At 29.0% G+C, this 21,516-nt stretch carries 18 protein-coding genes; 14 read left to right on the top strand and 4 right to left on the bottom strand.

Annotation, left to right across the window (positions count from 1 at the left end; genetic code table 11):
- Window position 1 precedes the first annotated feature (1 nt).
- Together L8V88_RS02275 and sstT are read right to left on the bottom strand one after the other, a co-directional pair.
- Window positions 2–880, bottom strand: coding sequence for an aspartate carbamoyltransferase catalytic subunit (locus tag L8V88_RS02275; RefSeq protein ID WP_263726600.1), 879 nt, complete (start codon window positions 878–880; stop codon window positions 2–4).
- A gap of 9 nt (window positions 881–889) precedes the next feature.
- Complete coding sequence (gene sstT, locus L8V88_RS02270; RefSeq protein ID WP_263726599.1) at window positions 890–2,116, bottom strand: serine/threonine transporter SstT; 1,227 nt, start codon at window positions 2,114–2,116, stop codon at window positions 890–892.
- 132 nt (window positions 2,117–2,248) lie between these two features.
- Between sstT and metK the strand changes: the two genes are divergently transcribed.
- Window positions 2,249–3,442, top strand: a complete 1,194-nt coding sequence (metK, locus tag L8V88_RS02265) for a methionine adenosyltransferase (protein ID WP_263706374.1) — start codon at window positions 2,249–2,251, stop codon at window positions 3,440–3,442.
- 10 nt (window positions 3,443–3,452) lie between these two features.
- Here the strand turns inward: metK and L8V88_RS02260 are convergent, their stop codons facing one another.
- A complete protein-coding gene (locus tag L8V88_RS02260; RefSeq protein ID WP_263726597.1) occupies window positions 3,453–4,775 on the bottom strand; it encodes an apolipoprotein N-acyltransferase in 1,323 nt (440 codons plus the stop codon).
- On the opposite strand from L8V88_RS02260, the gene yajC reads away from it, so the two are divergent.
- From yajC to hpf, 13 genes are all read left to right on the top strand, one after another.
- On the top strand, window positions 4,745–5,020 hold the full coding sequence (yajC, locus tag L8V88_RS02255) for a preprotein translocase subunit YajC (RefSeq protein WP_012661754.1): 276 nt from the start codon (window positions 4,745–4,747) through the stop codon (window positions 5,018–5,020). The genes L8V88_RS02260 and yajC overlap by 31 nt on opposite strands.
- Window positions 5,013–6,593, top strand: a complete 1,581-nt coding sequence (gene secD, locus L8V88_RS02250) for a protein translocase subunit SecD (protein ID WP_263726595.1) — start codon at window positions 5,013–5,015, stop codon at window positions 6,591–6,593. The genes yajC and secD overlap by 8 nt, the downstream gene beginning before the upstream one ends.
- Window positions 6,593–7,564 carry a protein translocase subunit SecF gene (gene secF / locus L8V88_RS02245; RefSeq protein ID WP_039618682.1) on the top strand — a complete coding sequence of 324 codons (972 nt, stop codon included), beginning with the start codon at window positions 6,593–6,595 and terminating at the stop codon, window positions 7,562–7,564. The genes secD and secF overlap by 1 nt, the downstream gene beginning before the upstream one ends.
- Before the next feature lie 2 nt (window positions 7,565–7,566).
- Window positions 7,567–7,908, top strand: a complete 342-nt coding sequence (locus tag L8V88_RS02240; protein WP_039618681.1) for a DUF6394 family protein — start codon at window positions 7,567–7,569, stop codon at window positions 7,906–7,908.
- Window positions 7,909–7,916: 8 nt separating this feature from the next.
- Window positions 7,917–10,346 (top strand): leucine--tRNA ligase, encoded by a 2,430-nt coding sequence (leuS, locus tag L8V88_RS02235; RefSeq protein ID WP_263726594.1) that lies wholly within the window; start codon window positions 7,917–7,919, stop codon window positions 10,344–10,346.
- The gene (gene lptE / locus L8V88_RS02230; RefSeq protein WP_263726592.1) at window positions 10,343–10,840 is read left to right on the top strand and encodes an LPS assembly lipoprotein LptE; all 498 of its coding nucleotides are present in this window, start codon (window positions 10,343–10,345) and stop codon (window positions 10,838–10,840) included. The genes leuS and lptE overlap by 4 nt, the downstream gene beginning before the upstream one ends.
- 1 nt (window position 10,841) lies before the next feature.
- Window positions 10,842–12,209, top strand: a complete 1,368-nt coding sequence (locus tag L8V88_RS02225) for a hypothetical protein (RefSeq protein ID WP_263726591.1) — start codon at window positions 10,842–10,844, stop codon at window positions 12,207–12,209.
- 1 nt (window position 12,210) lies between these two features.
- Window positions 12,211–13,380, top strand: coding sequence for a Mur ligase family protein (locus L8V88_RS02220; protein ID WP_263726589.1), 1,170 nt, complete (start codon window positions 12,211–12,213; stop codon window positions 13,378–13,380).
- Complete coding sequence (locus L8V88_RS02215) at window positions 13,367–14,278, top strand: M23 family metallopeptidase (RefSeq protein WP_236681191.1); 912 nt, start codon at window positions 13,367–13,369, stop codon at window positions 14,276–14,278. The genes L8V88_RS02220 and L8V88_RS02215 overlap by 14 nt, the downstream gene beginning before the upstream one ends.
- Window positions 14,206–14,610, top strand: coding sequence for a bactofilin family protein (locus tag L8V88_RS02210; protein ID WP_263723596.1), 405 nt, complete (start codon window positions 14,206–14,208; stop codon window positions 14,608–14,610). Before L8V88_RS02215 ends, L8V88_RS02210 begins: the two co-directional genes overlap by 73 nt.
- Window positions 14,600–17,539: a DEAD/DEAH box helicase gene (locus tag L8V88_RS02205; protein ID WP_263726588.1), complete on the top strand. Its 2,940-nt coding sequence runs from the start codon at window positions 14,600–14,602 to the stop codon at window positions 17,537–17,539. The genes L8V88_RS02210 and L8V88_RS02205 overlap by 11 nt, the downstream gene beginning before the upstream one ends.
- A complete protein-coding gene (locus L8V88_RS02200) occupies window positions 17,536–18,216 on the top strand; it encodes an endonuclease III domain-containing protein (RefSeq protein WP_263726587.1) in 681 nt (226 codons plus the stop codon). The genes L8V88_RS02205 and L8V88_RS02200 overlap by 4 nt, the downstream gene beginning before the upstream one ends.
- 78 nt (window positions 18,217–18,294) lie before the next feature.
- Window positions 18,295–18,813 carry a ribosome hibernation-promoting factor, HPF/YfiA family gene (hpf, locus tag L8V88_RS02195; RefSeq protein ID WP_263726586.1) on the top strand — a complete coding sequence of 173 codons (519 nt, stop codon included), beginning with the start codon at window positions 18,295–18,297 and terminating at the stop codon, window positions 18,811–18,813.
- A gap of 32 nt (window positions 18,814–18,845) precedes the next feature.
- Here hpf and L8V88_RS02190 read toward each other — a convergent pair whose 3' ends face one another.
- Window positions 18,846–21,389 carry a hypothetical protein gene (locus tag L8V88_RS02190; RefSeq protein ID WP_263726584.1) on the bottom strand — a complete coding sequence of 848 codons (2,544 nt, stop codon included), beginning with the start codon at window positions 21,387–21,389 and terminating at the stop codon, window positions 18,846–18,848.
- Window positions 21,390–21,516 lie beyond the last annotated feature (127 nt).

Below are 21,516 nucleotides of genomic sequence, written 5' to 3'. Positions count from 1 at the left end.
TTTAACTTTCTAAAATGAGTTTTTTTAATACAGCCATTCTAATGGCAACGCCATTTTTAACTTGAGTTAAAACTTTGCATCTTTTATCGGCCATTATTTCATCACTAATATCGATATTTCTATGCACAGGGCCAGGATGTAGGATAATGAGATTTTTATCTTTTATTAAATCTTTACTAATGCAAAAATCATTTGCATAATCTTTAAGTGATGCATAGGTTGGAATATTGTGTCTTTCAGTTTGTGTTCTAAGACTCATGATAATATCAATATCATCAATAACTTCTTTTAGTTTATTTGTTTTTTTAATAGGATAATTTGGCATAAAATGAGGTGGGGCTACTAGGGTGATATCAATACCAAAGCGAGGTAATAATTCTAAATTTGAAGCAGCAACGCGTGAGTTTTTAATATCTCCTACTATGGCTATTTTTTTACTTTCTACATTATAGTTAAAATGCTCCATTATAGTAAAAAGATCAAGTAAAGCTTGGGTAGGATGAGCGTGTTTACCATCGCCTCCATTAACTATAGGACAATGAGTGTAATTTGCTAAAGTATGAGGTACACCTGAGTTTTTGTGTCTAACTACAATAGCACTTGGCGCCATTGCGTCTAAATTTGCAGCAGTATCAAAAAGTGTTTCGCCTTTGCTTGAACTGCTTCTTGAAACATCTAATTTTAAAACTTTAGCACCTAGTCTTCTTGCGGCTGTTTCAAAGCTTGATTGAGTGCGTGTTGAATTTTCAAAGAAAATTGTTGTGACACTTTTTCCTTCTAAAAATGTACGCGGTTTTTCATCTAAAAATTCTTTTGCTTCTTTAAATAAAGTCAAGATTTCATCATTGTTAAAATCTTTTGTAGTAATTAAATGCCTCATAAGTCCTCCTTAAATTTTTAAATTAAGTTCATTATCTGAACAAATAGCACTAAATAAAACATCTGTTGAGCTATTTAATGCAGTTTCAACACTATCTTGGATAACCCCTATGATAAAACCAACCGCAACTACTTGCATGGCTATATCATAATCGATATTAAACAAAGAGCAAGCAAGCGGTATGAGTAAAAGCGAACCTCCAGCAACCCCACTAGCTCCACAAGCTGCAAATGCAGCTAAAACGCTCAAAAGCATAGCTTGTAAAAAATTTATTTCAATACCTACTGTATGAGCTGCTGCAAGACTTAGTATAGCTATAGTTACAGCTGCTCCTGCCATATTAATCGTAGCTCCTAGTGGAATAGAAATGCTATATAGGTTATTGTTGATATTTAATTTAGAGCAAAGTGCCATATTTACAGGGATGTTTGCTGCAGAACTTCTTGTAAAAAATGCAAAAACAGCACTATGTTTTAAGCAAATAAAAATCAAAGGATAAGGATTTTTCTTCGTATAAGCAAAGACAATTAAAGCATTAATCACAAAGGCTACAAAAAACATGGTTAAAACTAAAATGATTAATAATTTAATATAACTTAAAAGTCCTGCTGCTCCTGTTTGAGCAACTGAATTTGCTACAAGTCCAAAAATTCCAAATGGAGCAAGCTTGACTATAAATTTAACGATTTTTAACACGCCTTCGTTGATATCAGTAAAAAGTTGTTTTGCATCATTAGAGCAATGCCTTAGAGCAAAACCCCCACCTATAGCCCAAGCTAATATGCTTAAATAATTTCCTGAAGATAAAGCATGGATAGGATTATCTACGATTTGAAACAGTAAGGTTTTAAATACTTCGCCTATGTGTGCAGGACTTGCAGTGGAAGCTTTTTCAATATCGGTTAATACTAATTCTACAGGAAAGACAAAACTTATACTAACTGCACTTAAAGAAGCTAAAAAAGTTCCAAATATATATAAGAAAATAATATGTTTTATTTTTTCACTTCCATGATTAAATTCTTTTGTGCAAATAGTTGTTAAGATTAAGATAAAAACTAAAATCGGTGCTATAGCTTTTAAAGCTCCTGTAAATAAAGCACCAAAAATATTTGCAAAAATAGCTAAATCTTTAGAAAATATACCTACTAAAATTCCTAAAACAATACCTATGCAAATTTGTAAAATAAGATTTCCATCTTTATAGCGTTTGATTGCACAAGAAAATAAACTCATTTCTTACCTTTTTTGTAGTGATAAATTTTTAATTTATTCTAACAAAGTAAAGCTTAAATAAGCTTTTTGATTTTTAAGCTAGCTTATGTTAAAATAAAGCTAGAATTTTTTATGATAAGGAATATTAAAAATATGTATTTATTTACTTCTGAAGTTGTTAGTGCAGGACATCCTGATAAATGTGCTGATATTATAGCTGATTCTATAGTGGATGCTTTCTTAACTCACGATAAAGACTCAAGGGTTGCTAGTGAGGTTTTTGTAGCAGGAAATAAAGTAGTAATTGGTGGTGAAATTAAATCAAAACATAAGCTAGAAAAACAAGATTATGAAAATATTGTAAAAAAAGCTTTAGCAGATATTGGTTATGATGGGCATCCACATTTTAGTAAAAAGCAATGTTTACATCCTGATGATTTAGATGTAATGGTATTTTTAAATGAGCAAAGTCCTGATATTAATCAAGGTGTTGATCAAGAAGATGGAGAAATTGGAGCAGGTGATCAAGGAATAATGTTTGGTTTTGCAAGTAATGAAGCAAAAGAATATATGCCAGCAGCTATTTCTTATGCTAGAATGCTTTGCGATAAAGTGTATGAGTTTGCAAAAAACAATCCTGATAAACTTGGAGTGGATATTAAAACTCAAGTTACGATTGATTATGCAAATAAAGAAAATTTTGAAAATTGTAAACCTCAAAGTATCCATACTATTGTAGTTTCAGCTCCTTGTGTCGAAAGTATGAAAATAGAAGATTTAAGAGCTTTGGTGATGGATTTGATTTTGGATTCAAATTTACCAAAAGAGCTTTTTTGTCCAGAAAAAACAAGAATTTTAATCAACCCAACGGGAAAATATGTAAATCACAGTTCATTACATGATAGTGGCTTAACAGGAAGAAAACTTATAGTAGATAGCTTTGGTGGCTATGCTCCAATAGGAGGTGGTGCGCAATCTTCTAAAGATTATACTAAGGTTGATAGAAGTGGGCTTTATGCAGCAAGATGGCTTGCTAAAAATATCGTAGCTGCAGGTCTTGCTAAAAAATGCATAGTGCAGCTTTCTTATGCTATAGGTGTGGCTAAACCAACTTCTGTTAGTGTGGATTGTATGGGAACAAATACAAGATTAAATGATGATATTTTAAGTGATTTTGTAATGAAAACTTTCCCATTAACTCCAAATTGGATTAAAAATAAATTCAATCTTGATAAACCAAGTAAAGATACTTTCATGTATGCTGATGTAGCTGCTCGTGGTCAAGTGGGGCAGGCTGATTATCCTTGGGAAAAATTAGACGCGCTTGATGAATTTAAAGCATTATAAAATGAAGCTTTTAAGCTTCATTTTGCTTTAAAAGTTTTTCTTTTATTTTTAAAATCAATATCTCTTTTGGTTTAATTACTGCATTTTCTTTTCCATTAACTGCATGATATATACTTACATTATAATTATTTGCATAAAAACGCATTAGAAAATTTTGTAATTTATACTCACTTGAAAAATTAAACCAAGCATTGTTTGAAATGGCTATGATGATCTTTGAGTGTTTGTAAAGTTTTTCTTTAGTTGCTTCAAAGCATATAGCATTAGTGATGAGTTGATTATTTAAAGTATATTGATTTAATTCTTTTCCTTTTGAAAATTCATCAATGTTTAAAAGGTATTTTTTAAAAAAGGTTTTAAATATAGGAATTTCTTCTCCAAAAGGTACAAGATAGTGTTTGTTAAAAACTTGTATGTTACCATTGTCAAATACATAAGTACTATTGTATAGATGATTAGGTGTGGTACTTATAGCACCTGTAATGATGATGATTTGTTTTGATAAATCTTTTAAAGCTTGTAAATAACTTGGAGCTTTATTTAAAGCAAAGGCAAAAGCTGTTTCAGGAAAAATAATTGCTTCTTTACCTTCTTTTATGGCCTGATTGATTTGATAAAATATATCTTTAGAATGAGTTTGTAAATTTTCTTGTATGAATTTTTGATCTTGGGAGATATTAGTTTGGATTAATTTATAGTCTAAATTTAGTGTTTGTGGTTGTTTTTGATTATATTGAGCTCCGATTAGAATAAGGATTAAAATAATTGCCATCTTATAATATCTTGAAATGTATTTTTCATAATAAAAATAAGCAATCAAAAACATAGTTATAATGCCTTGATAACTTGCATCAAAGATTCCATATACACTTAAAACACCCCAATTTAGCCAGTCAAAACCAAAAGGATGAATAAAACTAAGTAAAAAAATTCCACAAAGTCTTAAAAAATCATATTTAAGAAAAAAACATACTAAAAATAATAATCCATAAACTAATCCGATTAAGATAATTTCTAAAGGAATTAAACAAGCTAAATCAAAATAAATTGATGATAAAGCTATCCACCAAAACCATAAAATTCCTACAAAAAATCCGGTATAAAAATATCCTACTTTACTTTTATTTCTTAGTAATAAAACCAAACCATATATACTTAAAAATGGTGAAATAAATTCAAAAAGTAAATTTTCAAAAAAAGAAAAATAAATAAAATTTGACAATAAAAGTGCAGAAAAAAAGGCTTTTATTATTTTAAAAGTGGTAGAATTAGAATTTATGAACTTTAAAAAAAGGGGAAGAAATGGCAGAAAACGGAAATATTTGGACTTCATTGTTGCCTCTCATTGTGCTTTTTGCGATTTTTTATTTTTTGGTTATTAGACCACAGCAAAAACAAGCAAAAGACCACAAATTAATGGTTTTATCTTTAGAAAAAGGGGATAAAATCATCACAAATGGTGGGATAATTTGCGAGGTGGTAAAACCAGAAGAGGATTTTATCAAAGTTAAGCTTAATGATGAAAATGTAGTTGTAAAAATTTCTAGAGATTTTATAGCAAAGAAAATTGATGCGTAGTGGAAAAATTACCTATAGAAGTATTATTTTCTTTGTAGTTTTTCTTATAGGATTAGTTTTTTCCATACCTTCTTTTATGCAAACCCAAAGTGGTGCTAAGATCAACCTAGGACTTGATTTGCAAGGTGGTTTGCATATGTTATTAGGTGTAGAAGTAGAAGAGGCGGTTAAATCAAAGGTTAAATCCATAGCCTCTTCTCTTAGTTATTCTATCAATAAAGAAGATATTATTGTTGATAAAATCAAAGTAAATGATACTAGTATTGAATTTAGTTTATTAGATGAAAATGATGTAGCTAAGGTTGATTTGTTATTAAAAGACATTAAAGGCTTGGCTATTACACACGAAAATTTACACTACACACTTTCTTTAACCCAAGAAGAAATTAAATTAACTCATGAACAAGCTATTTTACAAGCTGTAGAAACCATTAGAAACAGACTTGATCAATTTGGCCTTGCAGAGCCAAATGTAGCAAGATCAGGTGAGGATAAAATTTTAGTCGAACTTCCAGGTATTAAAACTGCTGCAGATGAGGCTAGAGCTAGAGAGCTTATCGCAAAAGCTGCGCATTTACAATTAATGGAAGTAGATGATGTTAGAATGGATCAGGTAAATAATCTTACTCCAGCTCAAGCTGCTGAATATGGAGACTTGATTTTTGAAGATGCAAAAAATCCTCAAATTAAATATCTAGTAAAATCTATACCTATTCTTGATGGTTCTATGTTAACAGATGCAAAAGTAGGTTTTGCGCAAAGTAATAATCTTCCTGTGATTAATTTTACTTTAAATTCAGAAGGTGCGAAAAAATTTGGAGACTATACAGGAAATAATGTAGGCAAACGCTTAGCTATAGTTTTGGATAATAAAGTATATTCAGCTCCAAGAATTAATGAAAGAATAGGCGGGGGTAGTGGCCAAATTAGTGGCAGTTTTACTGTTGAAGAAGCTCATGATGTGGCCATTGCTTTAAGAAGTGGGGCGCTTTTAGCACCGGTTAAAATGCTTGAAAAAAGAAGCGTTGGACCATCTTTGGGTGCTGATAGTATTAAAATGAGTATGATAGCCCTAGCAGGTGCTTCTATATTAGTTATTGCATTTATGGTGATGTATTATGGTATAGCAGGGATTTTTGCTAATATTGCTTTGGTAGCAAATATTTTAGTGATTATTGCTGTAATGGCTATGTTTGGAGCAACCTTAACTTTACCTGGTATGGCAGGACTTGTACTGACTGTGGGTATGGCAGTAGATTCTAATGTTATTATTAATGAAAGAATTCGAGAATTATTGCGAGAAGGTACTAGTATAAGGCAAAGTGTTGAAAATGGTTATAAGCATGCAATGAGTGCGATTTTGGATTCTAACATTACTTCGCTTATTACTTCAGTGGTACTTTATGCTTATGGAACAGGTGCGGTAAAAGGTTTTGCGGTGACTTTGAGTATTGGGATTTTAGTTTCGATGATTACTTCTATTGTTGGAACTCATGGTATGTTTGAAATGTTTATGAACCGTATGGAAAAAAGCAATAACACAAGATTATGGTTTGGATATAGGAGACCTTAATGCAATTTTTTAGTCAAAAACATGTTTATGATTTTATGAGAATGAGATTTGCAGCCATCTCTTTGTCTTTTATTTTATTTTTTGGTTCTATTTTTATCCTTTTTACTAAGGGTTTGAATTTTGGTATTGATTTTACCGGTGGAACTTTAGTGCAACTTCAATACGAGCAAAAAGCTCCTTTGGCTGAAATTCGCAAAGCTTTAGCTATCAATGAAAATTTAAAAGGTGCTAGCGTTACTGAATTTGGTAGTGCTAATGAAGTGATTATTCGTTTTTCAGGAAGTAGTGATAGCTTGGGAAGTGACATTGGAGTAAGTATTGCAAATTTATTAAAAGATACAGGTAAATTTGAAGTGCGCCGTGTGGATGTGGTAGGTCCAAAAGTAGGAGATGAACTGCGTAATAAAGGTCTTATGGCGGTTGGAATTTCTTTGATTGCTATTTTGATTTATCTGGCAGTAAGATTTGAATGGCGTTTTGCTATGGCTTCCATTGTGTGTGAAATTCATGATATAGTCATTACTTTAGGCGCTATTGCGTTATTTGAAATAGATGTAAATTTAGATATTTTGGCGGCTGTTTTAACCGTGCTTGGGTATTCTTTAAATGATACGATTATTATTTTTGATAGGATTAGAGAAGGTGTTAAAACAAGTAAAAATTCAAAACTTGATTTAATTATCAATGAATCGGTTTCAGCTACTTTATCAAGAACTACTTTAACAACGGGATTAACTTTAATTACTGTTGTAGTGCTTTATTTCTTTGGTGGATCTATGATAGAAGGTTTTGCTCTAACTATGATAGTGGGTATTGTAGCAGGTACTGCGAGTTCTATATTTGTAGCAAGTCCAGCACTTTTATGGTTTAAATTCAGCGTTGCACAGTATCGCCAAAAAGAATTAGAAAAAGTAAAGAAAAAACAAGAAAAAGAAAAATTAAGAGCGATGTATGAAAAAGGAACGGTGTAAAAATGAATTGGGGTAAGGTTATTTATATCTTTTTTGCTCTAATGAGCTTAACTACAACCGCAGGATTTTTATATGATCAAAATGAAGTTGCATTATTTATTGCAGCTTGTGTGAATTTAATTTCTACTTTATTGAAAATTGGAGTTAGAAATTTCTTAGCGGCTGAATTATTTGCTAGTTCTTTAGTGGCTGATTTGCATTTAATTCCAGCTTTTGCTTTAATACAAATTAATCCAGAAGCTAATGTTATGGTTTATACTTTAGCAATTGGTGCTTTGATAGCTAATATCTTTTCAATGATTTTAGTTATAGTTGATTCAGTAAAAAATCAAGAAGAAAATTAGGAGTGAAAATGGCATATGAAGCAGGTAAAATAGAAAAAAAATGGCAAAAAATTTGGCAAGAAAAAGAATATTTTGAACCAAAAGATGATTTTTCTTTACCAAAAAAATACATTTTATCTATGTTTCCATACCCAAGTGGTAGAATTCATATGGGACATGTGAGAAACTATAGCATAGGCGATGCTATGGCTAGGTATTATAGAAAAAAAGGTTTTAACGTCTTACATCCTATAGGTTTTGATAGTTTTGGTATGCCTGCTGAAAATGCTGCGATTAAACATGGTATCCACCCTAAAAAATGGACTTATGAAAATATTGATTATATGCAAAATGAACTTGCTTCTTTGGGTTTTTCTTTTTCTAAAAAAAGAATGCTTGCTACTTCTGATCCTTTATATACTAAATTTGAGCAAGAATTTTTCATCAAAATGTATGAGAAAGGGCTTATTTATACTAAAGAAGCTGAAGTTAATTGGTGTGAGAATGATAAAACAGTTTTAGCAAATGAGCAAGTTGAAGATGGCAAATGTTGGCGTTGTGGGCATGAAGTCATTAGAAAAAAAATGCCAGGATATTATGTAAAAATCACTGCTTATGCAGATGAATTATTACAAGATCTTAAAAAATTAGAAGGAAAATGGCCAAGTCAAGTTTTAACTATGCAAGAAAATTGGATAGGCAAAAGCACAGGGCTTAGTTTTGATTTTGATATAGAAGAAAATGATAAAATCAGTGTAAAAAAAATCAATGTTTTTACCACAAGAGCTGAGACTATTTATGGAGTATCTTACATTGCTTTAGCACCTGATCATGAAATAGTAAATGAATTAATTGATAAAAAATTACTAGATCAAGATGTTATAGCTAAAATTCAAAATATGCAAAATCAAACACCGCGCCAAAGACAAGCCGCACCAAAAGAAGGATATTTTTTAAATCTTTATGTAATCCATCCACTAAGTAAAGAAAAAATTCCTTTATGGGTAGCTAATTTTGTTTTAAGTGATTATGGTAGCGGGGCTGTTATGAGTGTGCCTGCTCACGATGAAAGAGATTATGAGTTTGCAAAAACTTATAATTTGGCTATAAAAAAAGTAATTTATAAAGATGAAAATGACGCACAATGCTACACTTTAAAAGAAGGCGTTTTAACTAATAGTGGCGAATTTGATCAACTAGAATGCAATGATGCTAGAGAAAAAATTAGTTTAAAAATTGAATCTTTGGGTATTGGTAAAAAGGTTACTAATTTTAAAATTCGTGATTGGGGTGTTTCTAGACAAAGATATTGGGGAGCTCCTATACCAATGATTAAGTGTGATTCTTGTGGTATAGTTCCTCAAAAAATAGAAAATTTACCTATTACCTTGCCTGAAGATGTAGTGATAAATGGAGAAGGAAATCCACTTGATAAGCATGAAGCATGGAAAGAGTGTATTTGCCCAAAATGTGGAAAAAAAGCGCAAAAAGAAAGCGATACTTTAGATACTTTCTTTGAAAGTTCTTGGTATTTTGCGCGTTTTGCAAGCGATGATAAAACATGGCAAGAAAAAGCAGTAGATGAAAAAAGTGTCAATTATTGGATGAATGTTGATGAATATATCGGCGGTATTGAGCATGCGATATTACATTTACTCTATGCTAGATTTTTCCAAAAAGCACTTAGGGACTTGGGTTATTTAAAAGATGATGAGCCTTTTAATAGACTTTTAACCCAAGGAATGGTCACTAAAGATGGTGCTAAGATGAGTAAGTCTAAGGGTAATGTAGTTGATCCTGATTATATTATAGAAAAATATGGAGCAGATAGCGCAAGATTGTTTATATTATTTGCTGCACCACCTGCTAAAGAACTTGAATGGAACGATAGTGCGCTAGAAGGTGCGTTTAAATTTATCAATAGGCTTTATGAAAAGGCTATGAGTTTAGAATGTGGAAAATTGCAAGAAATTGATCATCAAAGTTTAAATAAAGAAGAAAAATATGCTAGATTAAAAGTATATGAAGCTTTGAAAAAATCTTTTGAAGTTTATGAAGAAAGCTTTGCCTTTAATACCTTAATAGCTGCATGTATGGAGGCTTTAAATGCCTTAAATACTATCAATCATAAAGAAGTGACAAAAGAAGCTTTTTATATTATTTTAAATATTTTAGAGCCTATTATCCCTCATGTTTGTTTTGAACTTAGTGAGTTTTTATTTAAATGTGAAAATTTTAAAGTATTAAAAATAAAAGATGAAGTTTTTGTAAAAGATAGTTTTAATATAGCTATTAGTGTTAATGGTAAAAAAAGAGCACAAATTGAAATAAATTCAGAAGCTAAAGAAGATGAGATTTTAGCTTTAGCTAAAGAAAATGTTGCAAAATGGCTAGACGGAAAAACCATAGTAAAAGAAATTTATATTGATAAGAAATTAGTAAATTTGGTGGTTAAATGAAAAAATATTTAATATCTTTTTTTGCTTTTTTCATCATAGCTTGTGGATATATTCCATCATCTCAAATGGCAAGTAGGGTTTTGGGTGAAAATGTATTTTTAAAAATTAATATCAGTAAGCAAGATCCTGAAAATAGTGTTTACATAACAGATATTTTAAGAGAGGCTATGCTTAATAAGCTTGGTAGAAAAATTACAGATGAGTATAATGCAGATAGTTCTATTATAGTTACGATGAAAAAATTAGAATTTCATCCTATGGTTTATGATAAAAATGGCTATGTGGTTAATTATAAAGCAGAGCTTTATTTGGAGTTTGTGTTGCGTTATAAAAATGGCAAAGAAGAAATCGTAAATACTAAAGGAAGTTATAATTTTGATATTAATCCAAACTCTATCATTAGCGATCAAGCTAGATTTGAAGCGATTAAAAATGCATCAAGTGAAGCTTTTGATGAATTTGTTTCTATTATAGCTATTAGGGGTTATAAATAAAATGGCAAGCCATATCAATGAAATCGCAAAAGAAACATTGATAAAATTAAAAGAGCGTAAATTATATCCAACTCCTGAAAATTATAGTGAGGTGTTTGAAGAGTGTGCCAAAAAAGCAGGAGTTATGAGTCTTAATAAAGCTAGAATAGAAAAATATACTAATCTTTTAGATGATTCTTATAAACAAGAATTAAAAGGAAAAAGTATTCGAACTATTGATGAGTTTTTGATGTTTTTGGTTTCTAGGCTTAATAGGCAGGTAAGTAGAAAATATGAAGATGTTTATGCTTTACTTGGTTTAATCATTCAACAACTTAGTATTAGTAAAGATAAAAAAATCAAAGAACTTGCTCAGATTACTCAACATAGATTATCTCAAGCTATGGATTTAGAAACCATATATCTATTAAGAGCTAAATGGAGAGAACTTGAAAAATCTTATGAAGATCATGAGCTTTTAAAAAAATTAGAAGAATTTAACATCCGAGCGTTTTTGGATTTTCATGTTTTAATAGAAAAACTTATCACTATGTTAAAAGAACGCTCTTACGAAAAACAAGCCGAACTTTTACTAGCTTCTTTAGAGCCTTTATTTGGCGAGAGTAAAGAAGTGGAGCAATTTAAACAAAAACTAAAAGAAAATCCTAGATTGATTGCTAGAAAAGAATTTGCACATGAGTATTGTTTGATGCTGCAAAAAAAAGAAGCAATAGATAAATACTATATACAAAAAAATCTTTCTTTTTTTAATCAGCACTTAGAAAGTTTAAATGAAATGGTGTCAAAGCTTTATGATAATAGTCAAGAAGATGTGAAATTTATTAATGCTTTAACTAAAGATGAAAATGGTAATGTGCAGATTAATTTTGATACATTAAAAGATAAACTTTTATATGCAAACGAGCAAATAGCTCAAATTAAAACGCAAATTCAAGCTACAAGTGATGATGAGCAAAGAGAGCAATGGAATCTTGCTCAAGAGCTTAAAAAACTTGATGAAAATTATAAGCTTTATGCGGTTAATTACGCTTTATCTTTCTTTAAAATCAATAATATAGAACATGTTATTAATGCCTATGGTATTGATAGTTTTAAAACTATCAGCGGAAAGTTTAAAAAAATTCTCAAAGATTTATGTAAAAATTTGGCTGAAATTTGGATTTTAGATGAAAGTTCTTATTTGATTATATTTCCAGGTAAAAATTTAGAAAGTGCTCAAATTTTTACAGAAAAAGCTTTAAAACTTATAGATGATTATAAATTTATTTATAAAGAAGAAGTGGTTAAGCTTGTTTTATCATCTTCTTGTGTAGAAAAAAAAGAATTTCCAGATGGCGATATTTTAAAAGAATTAATGCAAAAAGCTTAGTATGAAATTCCAACAAACACTCTCACAAAAAACCATGTATGTACAAAAAATCAGTAGATTTTTTATGTTTAGTATGTATGAAAAATATAAAAAATTTATTCCAAAAACTAAAAATATTCAAATTATTGGCACTAATGGCAAAGGAAGTACAGGTAGATTTTTAGCACTTTTACTTTTAGAGCAAGGATATAAAGTAGGGCATTATACAAGTCCACATATTTTTGAATTTAATGAAAGATTTTGGTTAAATGGGAAAATTGTAAGCAATGAACTTTTAGAAAAAGCACATGAAGAATTAGAAGGTATTTTTTTAGAAGATATCAAAAAACTTAGTTATTTTGAGTATGCTACATTTTTAGCATTTTTTGTTTTTAAAGATTGCGATTATGTGATTTTAGAAGCTGGAGTAGGTGGGGAGTATGATGCAACAAGTGTTTTTGAAATAGATTTTAGTGTTTTTACTAAAATAGGTTTTGATCATCAAGATTTATTAGGTAAAAACTTAGATGAAATAGCAAGAACAAAACTAAAGGCCATGAGCGCTAAAGTTTTAGTTAGTCGCAAGCAAGAGGTAAAAGTATTAAATTTAGCTCAAAAAATAGCCAATTTAAAACAAGCTAGTTTAGATATTAGTGCGTTAGATGAAAACAAGGCTATTTATCCTTATGTGCAAAATTATATTCAAAAATATAATTTAGCAACTTTTTTAAAAGATAATCTTTTTTTAGCCTTAGAAGCTTTTTCTAAAATTTGTACCAAAAATGAAAAAGAATTAATTTGCAGCATTAGTAATTTACCAAAACTTGATTTAAAAGGAAGGTGTGAGCAAATAAGTCAAAATATTTTTGTTGATGTGGGTCATAATGAAATGGCGGCTTTAGCTTTAGCTGAAATTTTCAAGGAAAAAAAAGTTCATTTAGTCTATAATTGTTTTTTAGATAAAGATTCTTATAAAATTTTAAGGGCTTTAAAGCCTATAATAAAAATAGTTGAAATTTATGAGTATGAAAGCAAAGATAGGCCTTTGGCAGGTTCTGTTTTGCTAGAAAATTTAGAAAAATTGGATATTGCTTATCAAAAATTTGAACAAATAAAAAAAGATGAGTTGTATTTGGTTTTTGGTTCTTTTGTATTGGTAGAAAATTTTTTAAGAGGCTATAATGAAAGATAAATTTACGCTAACTATCACAGATGTAAATGGTTCTAGACATTTCTTATTAAGTCAGATTATAAAAAAAGTAATTATTTATTTTACTTCTTTTGTTTTTGTTGTTATAGTTTTAGGTGCTTTATATATTAATTATTTAGCAGACAAACGTTCAGAGCTTTTAAAAGAACAAGAAGCTTTATCAGCAAAAAATACTAAATTATTTTCTCAAAATGAGAGCATGCAAAAAAGTTTAGAGGAAAAAACAGCCTTATATGATGAGCTTCAAACCCAACTTGCAGATATTGAAGAAAATTTAGGTTTAAAGCAAGATGAGAGCTTAGATATACCAGAAAGATTGGAAAAAGTTAAACTTACTAATGATCAAGCTTATTTATTTTTAACACAAATTCCAAATGGTCATGTGATAGAAGATAATGGAATCACAGGTAATTTTGGATGGCGCCATCATCCTATACTAAATAAAAAAGAGTTTCATCCAGGTATTGATTTAAGAGCAGCTTTAAATACTCCCATTTATGCACCGGCAAATGGAGTGGTTGAATATGCTGCATATAGTAATAATGGTTATGGTTATTCAGTGATTTTGATCCATAATTTTGGTTTTAAAACAGTATATGCGCACATGATGCGTAAAGATGTTGTCAAAGCAGGACAATTTGTAAAAAAAGGTGATTTACTTGGATATACAGGAAATACAGGTCTTTCTACGGGGCCGCATTTGCATTATGAGGTTAGATTTATTAATAAACTTTTAGATCCTAAGATTTTTATAGATTTAAACCGAAAAAACTACGAACAAATTTTTGAAAAAGAAAGGAGAGTTCCATGGCAATCTTTAATAAAGGCTCTATTGCTACAGTATCCGAAACTACAGTCATTTCAAACGGAGCAAAAATAGAAGGAAAATTTTATTTTGACTCTATGCTTCATTTGGATGGAGAAATCACAGGAGTGATTAATTCTTCCAATGTGATAGTAATAGGTAAAAGTGGTGTTTTAAAAGGACAAGTTAAGGCAAACAAGATAGTGATTAATGGGGTTTTTGAAGGAGAAATGCAAGTTGATTCTTTAGAGATTTTATCCGGCGGTGTGCTTAATGGTAATATCATAGTTAAACAATTAAGCATTGAAAATGGTGGAAAATTTAATGGAAGCAGTAAAATAATCGAAAAAGATGAAGAACTTGCAACTATCGATGTGAGTATAGAAAATTCAGAAAATGCAAGCTAAATTATATGAATATTTATTAAGTAACAAAACTGAGTTAATAATTTGTGAGAATGATAAAGAAGCAGATGAGTTAGCTCAAGTTTGTTTATTTTTAAATTTCAAGACCTTTGTTTTACCTGATTTTAGAGCAGAATTTGGTAGTGATTTACGCTCTTTTTCTAAAGAGCTTTTTGAAATTTGCAAAGTTTTAAATGCTTATCACAAAGAAGATGAAAATAAAATTTTAATTTCCCCTATAAAAACAATCTTACAAAAACTCCCCGGAAAAAAGCATCTCAAAAATATTATTCTTAAAAGAAATTCACTTCTTGCTTTAGAGAAATTTAAAGAAGAAATTTTACATAGTGGATATGAGTTTGTAGATATAGTTCAAGATAAGGGTGAAATTTCAATACGCGGGGATATTGTAGATATTTTTGCAATTAATGAAGAACAGCCTTTTAGAATTTTGCTTTTTTCAGATGAGATAGAAAGTATAAGATATTTTGATATTCATACACAAAAATCAATCCCAAACGAACTTTCAAAAATTGAGATTTGTCCATTTTTGAGTACTTTTAATCAAGAGCAATATGAAAATTTACAAGAAAAAATTCAAAATTTTCAAAGCCAAAGCATTATTAATGATGTTAATTCTTTGGGTTTTTGGTGTGTTGATGATTTTTGTGATTATTTAGAATTAAATTTTGTGAGTATAAAAAATTTTGATATAAATGATTTTGAAGAAGATATTAGTAAAATTAATCAAAATATTTTACCTGAACCAAGATTTTATAAAGATTTAATAAGCTCTTATAATCATGATTTTTTCACTTTTCATAAAGATAAAAAAATTACTGTTTTAGCAAAGAATGAAGCTTTGTTTAAAGCTTTAAATTTACAAGAATTTTCAAATATTAAATTAAAAATATCTCAAGAAAGAATTAATTTAAGCACTCAAGATGAGCTTATCATCTCTTTAAATAAAAAAGAAAAAAATAAAAGAGTTAGAAAAGCAAGTTTGGCAATAGATGAGCTTAGAGTCGGGGATTTTGTTGTGCATGAAGATTATGGTATAGCTAAATTTTTAGGTCTTGAGATTATTACAATAGCAGGAGCAAAAAAAGAATTTGTTGCTCTTGGGTATTTAAATAATGACAAGCTTTTATTGCCTGTTGAAAATTTATATATGATTGATAAATATATCGGTGCAAGTGGTGGTGTGCCTTTACTTGATAAGCTTGGAAAAGGAAGTTTTCTAAAAATCAAAGAAAGATTAAAAGAAAAATTATTTGCCATTGCTTCAAATATAGTTTCTTTAGCAGCAGCTAGAGCTTTGATAAAAGCAAAAGAATTAAAAATCTCTCAAGAATTACAAGATGAATTTATCAATAAAGCAGGGTTTTTTTACACTAAAGATCAAAGTCAAGTTTGCCAAGAAATCACTCAAGATTTAAAAAGTTCTCAAGTAATGGATAGGCTTTTAAGTGGTGATGTGGGCTTTGGTAAAACAGAAGTTGCTATGAATGCTATATTTACTTGTGTAAAAAGTGGCTATACGGCTTTGTTTTTTGTACCAACTACTTTACTTTCGGCTCAGCATTTTAAAACCTTAAAACGAAGATTTGATTCTTTTAATATAGAGGTTTTTAAGCTAGATCGTTTTACTAGCACTAAAGAAAAAAAACAAGTTTTAACATTTTTAAAAGAAAATAAGCCTTGTGTGGTGGTTGGAACGCATTCTCTTTTAGGGGTTGAGTGTGAAAATTTAGGTTTAGTCGTGATAGATGAGGAGCATAAATTTGGTGTAAAACAAAAAGAAAAACTCAAAGAATTAAGTAAAAACTCCCATATTTTATCTATGTCAGCAACACCTATACCAAGAAGCTTAAATCAAGCTCTTAGTTCTTTAAAATCATATAGTGTTTTACAAACTCCACCTGAGGATCGTTTGGATGTGCGTACCTTTGTTAGAGAAAGTAATGATGCTTTGATTAAAGAAGCTATTTCAAGAGAATTAAGAAGAGCAGGGCAGATTTTTTATATACACAATCATATAGCAAGTATTGATGGGTGTAAAAAATATCTTTTAGATTTGTTTCCAAATTTAAAAATTTTAATCTTGCATTCTAAAATCGATGCAAAAACTACTGAAGAAGAAATGATTAAATTTGAAAATAAAGAATATGATTTATTGCTTTGTACTTCTATAGTTGAAAGTGGTATTGATTTGGCAAATGCAAACACTATTATAGTAGAAAATTCAGATCGCTTTGGTATGGCTGATTTGCACCAACTTAGAGGAAGAGTAGGGCGTAGTGCTAAGCAAGGATATTGTTATTTTTTGATTGAAGATAAGGAAAAAATCACAAAAGATTCTTTAAAAAGACTTACGAGTTTAGAGAGTAATTCTTATTTAGGTTCAGGAAGCGTGCTTGCTTATCATGATTTAGAAATTCGTGGGGGTGGAAATTTATTAGGAGTGGATCAAAGTGGGCATATAGAACAAATTGGTTATAGTTTGTATCTTAAAATGTTAGAAGATGAGATTAATAAGCTAAGTAAAAAAGAAGAGGTTAAAGAGAAAAAAATAGATCTAAAGCTTAACATCAATGCCTTTTTAAATAGTGAGTATATTAGTGAAGATCGTTTGAGATTAGAACTTTATAGAAGACTTAGTAAGTGTATGAGTGTTAATGAAGTTTATGAGATAGAAAGTGAGATGAATGATCGTTTTGGAAGGCCTGATATTTTTACTAAGCAGTTTTTGGATTTAATCATCATAAAAATTTTAGCTAGCAAGTATTATAAACTAGTGAGTAATTATGAGCAAAATATTTGTTTTGTAAAAGATGATGAGAGTAAGGAAATCATTAAGGCAAAAAGTAAAGACGATGATGATGTAATTGAGGCTATTTTGATGCATTTAAGAAAGAATGAAAAAGCATGAGTGGATATGAAATTTTTAAAGCTTTAATTGATGTAAATATTGACTATCAAGATTTTGAATGGCTAGAAAATAATACTTTAAGCGAGTTTGAAATTTTAATTTCTGTGGTTTTAACTCAAAATACAAACTGGAAAAATGTATTAAAAGCTTTGATAAATTTAAAACAAGCAAATATTACTAAGATAGAAGATTTATTAAAGTTAAACACTCAAGATTTAGCGCTTTTAATAAAACCAAGTGGATTTTATAATACTAAGGCAAAATATATTAAAAATTTCACTCAAAAATATTTTCAAGATTTTAATTCTTTTGAGCTTTTTAAAGAAGAAGTGGATAGAGAATGGCTTTTGAGTATTAAGGGTTTTGGTCAAGAAAGTGCAGATGGAATTTTAAATTATATATGTAAAAAAGAAGTTTTAGTAGTTGATGTTTATAGTGCAAAAATAGCTAATTATTTAGGTTATGAGTGCCAAAGTTATGATGAATTAGCAGATTTTTTAAAAAAAGACATAGCTAAAAATCAACAAGAATTGTGTGTTTTACTAAAAAAAGAATGTAAATTATACGAGCTTTATCAAATTTTTCATGCTTTAATTGTTTCTTTTTGTAAAATGCATTTTCAAGGTAAAAAACTTTCAGCAGATGGTGCGCTTATTTTAGATCCTTTAAAATTTTAAATTTATTTTTTATTTAAAAAGTTAATTTTTTACGATTAAAGTGCTATAATGTATTTAACTTCATAAAAAGGAGAAGTAATGAATACAAGTATAGTTGGAAAGCAATTTGAGCTAACTGAGTCTATAAAAGAGTATGTGGAAAAAAGCTTTGATGCTTTAAGTAAATATGGCTTAGATGTGATTTCTGCGCGTTGTGTTATAAGTGCTGATGAAAGGCATGGAAAGAAAGGATTTTGGGCTGAATTTAGTATTAACTTAGCTGGTATTAATACAGTGGTTGTAAAGCAAAAGGATAAAGACTTATATGCCGCTATAGATTTAGCTATTGATAGAATTTCTAAGGTTTTAAGAAGATTGCATGATAAAAATATTACCCATAAGCATCAAGATGAGATAAAAGAAAATTTAGTATTGCCAAGTGTGATTGAAGAAGATGAGATAGTTCCAATGGAGCTTGAACTATATAAACCTTTAGAAATTGAAGAAGCATTAGAAAAGCTAAAAGCAAGTAAGGATATATTTTTAGTTTTTAATGATATGGATGCAAAAATGAGGGTTTTATATAAGAAAAAAGATGGTAAATTTGGTTTATTTTAAAAAATCTAGCCTTTTTTTAAAGGCTAGATGTATTAGAAGAGTTTGTTAAAGATTTTATCTATTGCTTGATCTACTTTTTTACCCGTATTTTTAGCACCATCACTAGCATTTCCGCCTATTGTATTAACAATAGAATTTACAACACTTTTTGTATCAAGACTTACTTTAGGATCTTGTGTTGTTCCTTTTATAATGCCTTTGAAATTTGCTCTATCAATAACAATATTAAAAGGAATGTTTAATTTAGTACTTTTTGTATCAATTTTACCTTTGCTGATGTTTATGTTACTTCTATCGGCCACTAGGTTTAAATTTAAATCTATAAGATTTTTATTGATGTTTATTTTAGCTTCACCATTGCGATACACATCTTGCGTGATATCTTTTTGTAAAAGTAGCATTAAAGCACTTGTGATGAGGTTTTTCTTAAGTTGTCCATCGGCTAAGTTCATTAGCACCACACCGCTTTCTTTTAAAAGATTATAGTCAATACTTAAATTTGATTTTGCTTGATAATAATCAGGTAAATCTAAACTTTGAGCTAAATTTGAAAGATCAGTATTTTGCATTTTAGCGTTAAAAATATTATTTTTTAAAGTTGCATTTAATGAGCCGTTAAATATATTTTTACTATTAATACTTGCATCTATTAAAGCGTTTTTAAAATCAAATTTTCCTTCAAAATCAGCCTTGCCTTTTAAGTTTCTATCGACTAAAAATCCTAACTTAGAAAAATCTTGTAATGAAATATTATAAGTACTTGCTAGAGCCATTTGATTAAGATCAAATTTTCCTTTTAGTGAATTAATATTCGCAAATGAACTTAGAGCTTTAGCATTAAAATCAATGATTGATTTAGAAATTTTTCCATCAAGATTGATTTTTGCTGAAGTATTCTTTGGAAATTTTTTCTCTAAAAGCTTAGATAATTCTACTTCATTAAAAGAAGAATTAATAATGGCTTTAAAATCACCATTAATATTGTTAAAATCAAGTGTTTTTAAATCAATGTCAGCATTTATATCACCAAATGCTAAAACTTTTTGTCCTATTAAAGGAAAAAGTTGTTCTAATTTTATATTATCAACTTTCGCTTGTAAACTTTTTCCATTGGATTTTGCATTGATAAGCCCTTGCATGATTTTAATATTTGCATCAAGATTTTGAATCTGATTTGCCTTAAGATCAACTTTGGCATCTAAATTTAAAGGTCCATTGAGATCTTGCTTGGTTAAAGGTTTTAATTTGTTAAGATTATCTACAAAAGCACTAATTTGTGCTTTTAAATCTTTATTTGTAAGATTATATGAGCCTTTTAGCTGAGGTATTTTTGCTATGTTTGAATCAAGCAAAGCTTCATAATCAATTAAAGAATTTTTCGCATTTGCTTTAGCTTGTAGATTAAAAGTTGTTTTTGGAAAATCAAGATTGCTTAGTTTTTTAAATTCTACAACATTTATATTTGCATTGTTTAACCTAGTATTTAGATTGAAATTTTTAAAATCAAGTCCTTGTGCTTTTAAATCTAAGATTAATTTAGAATTAATAAAAGCAGGCATGGAGATAGTCTTTAAAAGCTCTGCTACTTCAATATCGGTTGTGTTGATGTTAAGATTATTATTTTCTAAAATAGCTTTTAAGCTACCACCAAATCCAAGCAAGTTAGCATCTAATTTTTGCAATTGATTGCTTGCAAAAAGTAAATTACCTTGAATTTGACTGTTACCTTGGAGTTTCATTTTAGCTAAAGATGAAAATTGATTAAAATCATCTATTTTGATGTCAAAATCACTAGTTAAGCTTTGTTTTGTTATATCATAAATACTTTTTTGTGTATAAAGTTTAAAAAAATTGCTTAAAATTTCACTTTTAGAAATAATTTCATTGTTTTGGATTAAAGATCTTATTTCGCCTTTTATATAGCTTTGTTTTGGTAAGCTTAGATTAAAATCTTTTTCAATGAGAGTATTATTGATAGAACTTGTGTAAAAATTAATCAAAGCATTACCATTTGGTTTTAAATCTTTAGCTTGTATATCACTGATAATACTAATTTTTCCTTGAGCATATCTTGGTAGATTAGCAAAATCTAAAATTTGAGCTAAATCTATATTTTTACCAATAAATTCAAGATTTATAGGAGAAAAATCAACAATTTTTGCATCTAAGCTAAGATTAGAATCAAACAAAAATCCATTGCCTTTTACTGAAAAATCACTACTTTTACCTACAATATTACCCTTAAATGTAAAGTCTTTATCACTTTTTAAACCAAGTTCTTGAATATAATTTTGTTTAAGTCCTAAAAGATAATTTAAATCAAATCCTAGTCTTAAAGGTGATATACCACCTTCTATATTAGCAAAAAATTTATCATCAATATTTGCTTTAATGTCAAGTTGTGAAAAACTAATTTTAAAATTTTCAAATTTAACATTCATACCGCTTTTTTGAGCAATTATCGTTTCGATTCTTGGCTTTAAAAAAGCATTACCCATACTTGTAAATAATAATGTATATATAGCTAATAATGCCACACACACTACGCCTAAAAGAATGTAAAGAATTTTTTTCATGAGAAACCTTTATAATGATATATCATATAAATTTAGTGATATAGACTAAACTTATATGATATATTTTACTTAATTTATTGACAATTAACTTTCTTTAATGTATAATTCTATCACTCAAAAACAAAGA

It is taken from the genome of Campylobacter sp. IFREMER_LSEM_CL2101 (assembly GCF_025771825.1).
Taxonomy (GTDB): domain Bacteria; phylum Campylobacterota; class Campylobacteria; order Campylobacterales; family Campylobacteraceae; genus Campylobacter_D; species Campylobacter_D lari_C.
Note: the sequence above shows the minus strand (reverse complement) of the source record. Positions and strands in the feature narration are given on the sequence as shown.

Excerpts from the sequence above, each read along its gene's own strand:
- L8V88_RS02275 (WP_263726600.1), bottom strand. The coding sequence starts at position 880 with ATGAGGCATTTAATTACTACAAAAGATTTTAACAATGATGAAATCTTG.
- sstT (WP_263726599.1), bottom strand. The coding sequence starts at position 2,116 with ATGAGTTTATTTTCTTGTGCAATCAAACGCTATAAAGATGGAAATCTT.
- metK (WP_263706374.1), top strand. The coding sequence starts at position 2,249 with ATGTATTTATTTACTTCTGAAGTTGTTAGTGCAGGACATCCTGATAAA.
- yajC (WP_012661754.1), top strand. The coding sequence starts at position 4,745 with ATGGCAGAAAACGGAAATATTTGGACTTCATTGTTGCCTCTCATTGTG.
- L8V88_RS02260 (WP_263726597.1), bottom strand. The coding sequence starts at position 4,775 with ATGAAGTCCAAATATTTCCGTTTTCTGCCATTTCTTCCCCTTTTTTTA.
- secD (WP_263726595.1), top strand. The coding sequence starts at position 5,013 with ATGCGTAGTGGAAAAATTACCTATAGAAGTATTATTTTCTTTGTAGTT.
- secF (WP_039618682.1), top strand. The coding sequence starts at position 6,593 with ATGCAATTTTTTAGTCAAAAACATGTTTATGATTTTATGAGAATGAGA.
- L8V88_RS02240 (WP_039618681.1), top strand. The coding sequence starts at position 7,567 with ATGAATTGGGGTAAGGTTATTTATATCTTTTTTGCTCTAATGAGCTTA.
- leuS (WP_263726594.1), top strand. The coding sequence starts at position 7,917 with ATGGCATATGAAGCAGGTAAAATAGAAAAAAAATGGCAAAAAATTTGG.
- lptE (WP_263726592.1), top strand. The coding sequence starts at position 10,343 with ATGAAAAAATATTTAATATCTTTTTTTGCTTTTTTCATCATAGCTTGT.
- L8V88_RS02225 (WP_263726591.1), top strand. The coding sequence starts at position 10,842 with ATGGCAAGCCATATCAATGAAATCGCAAAAGAAACATTGATAAAATTA.
- L8V88_RS02220 (WP_263726589.1), top strand. The coding sequence starts at position 12,211 with ATGAAATTCCAACAAACACTCTCACAAAAAACCATGTATGTACAAAAA.
- L8V88_RS02210 (WP_263723596.1), top strand. The coding sequence starts at position 14,206 with ATGGCAATCTTTAATAAAGGCTCTATTGCTACAGTATCCGAAACTACA.
- L8V88_RS02205 (WP_263726588.1), top strand. The coding sequence starts at position 14,600 with ATGCAAGCTAAATTATATGAATATTTATTAAGTAACAAAACTGAGTTA.
- L8V88_RS02200 (WP_263726587.1), top strand. The coding sequence starts at position 17,536 with ATGAGTGGATATGAAATTTTTAAAGCTTTAATTGATGTAAATATTGAC.
- hpf (WP_263726586.1), top strand. The coding sequence starts at position 18,295 with ATGAATACAAGTATAGTTGGAAAGCAATTTGAGCTAACTGAGTCTATA.
- L8V88_RS02190 (WP_263726584.1), bottom strand. The coding sequence starts at position 21,389 with ATGAAAAAAATTCTTTACATTCTTTTAGGCGTAGTGTGTGTGGCATTA.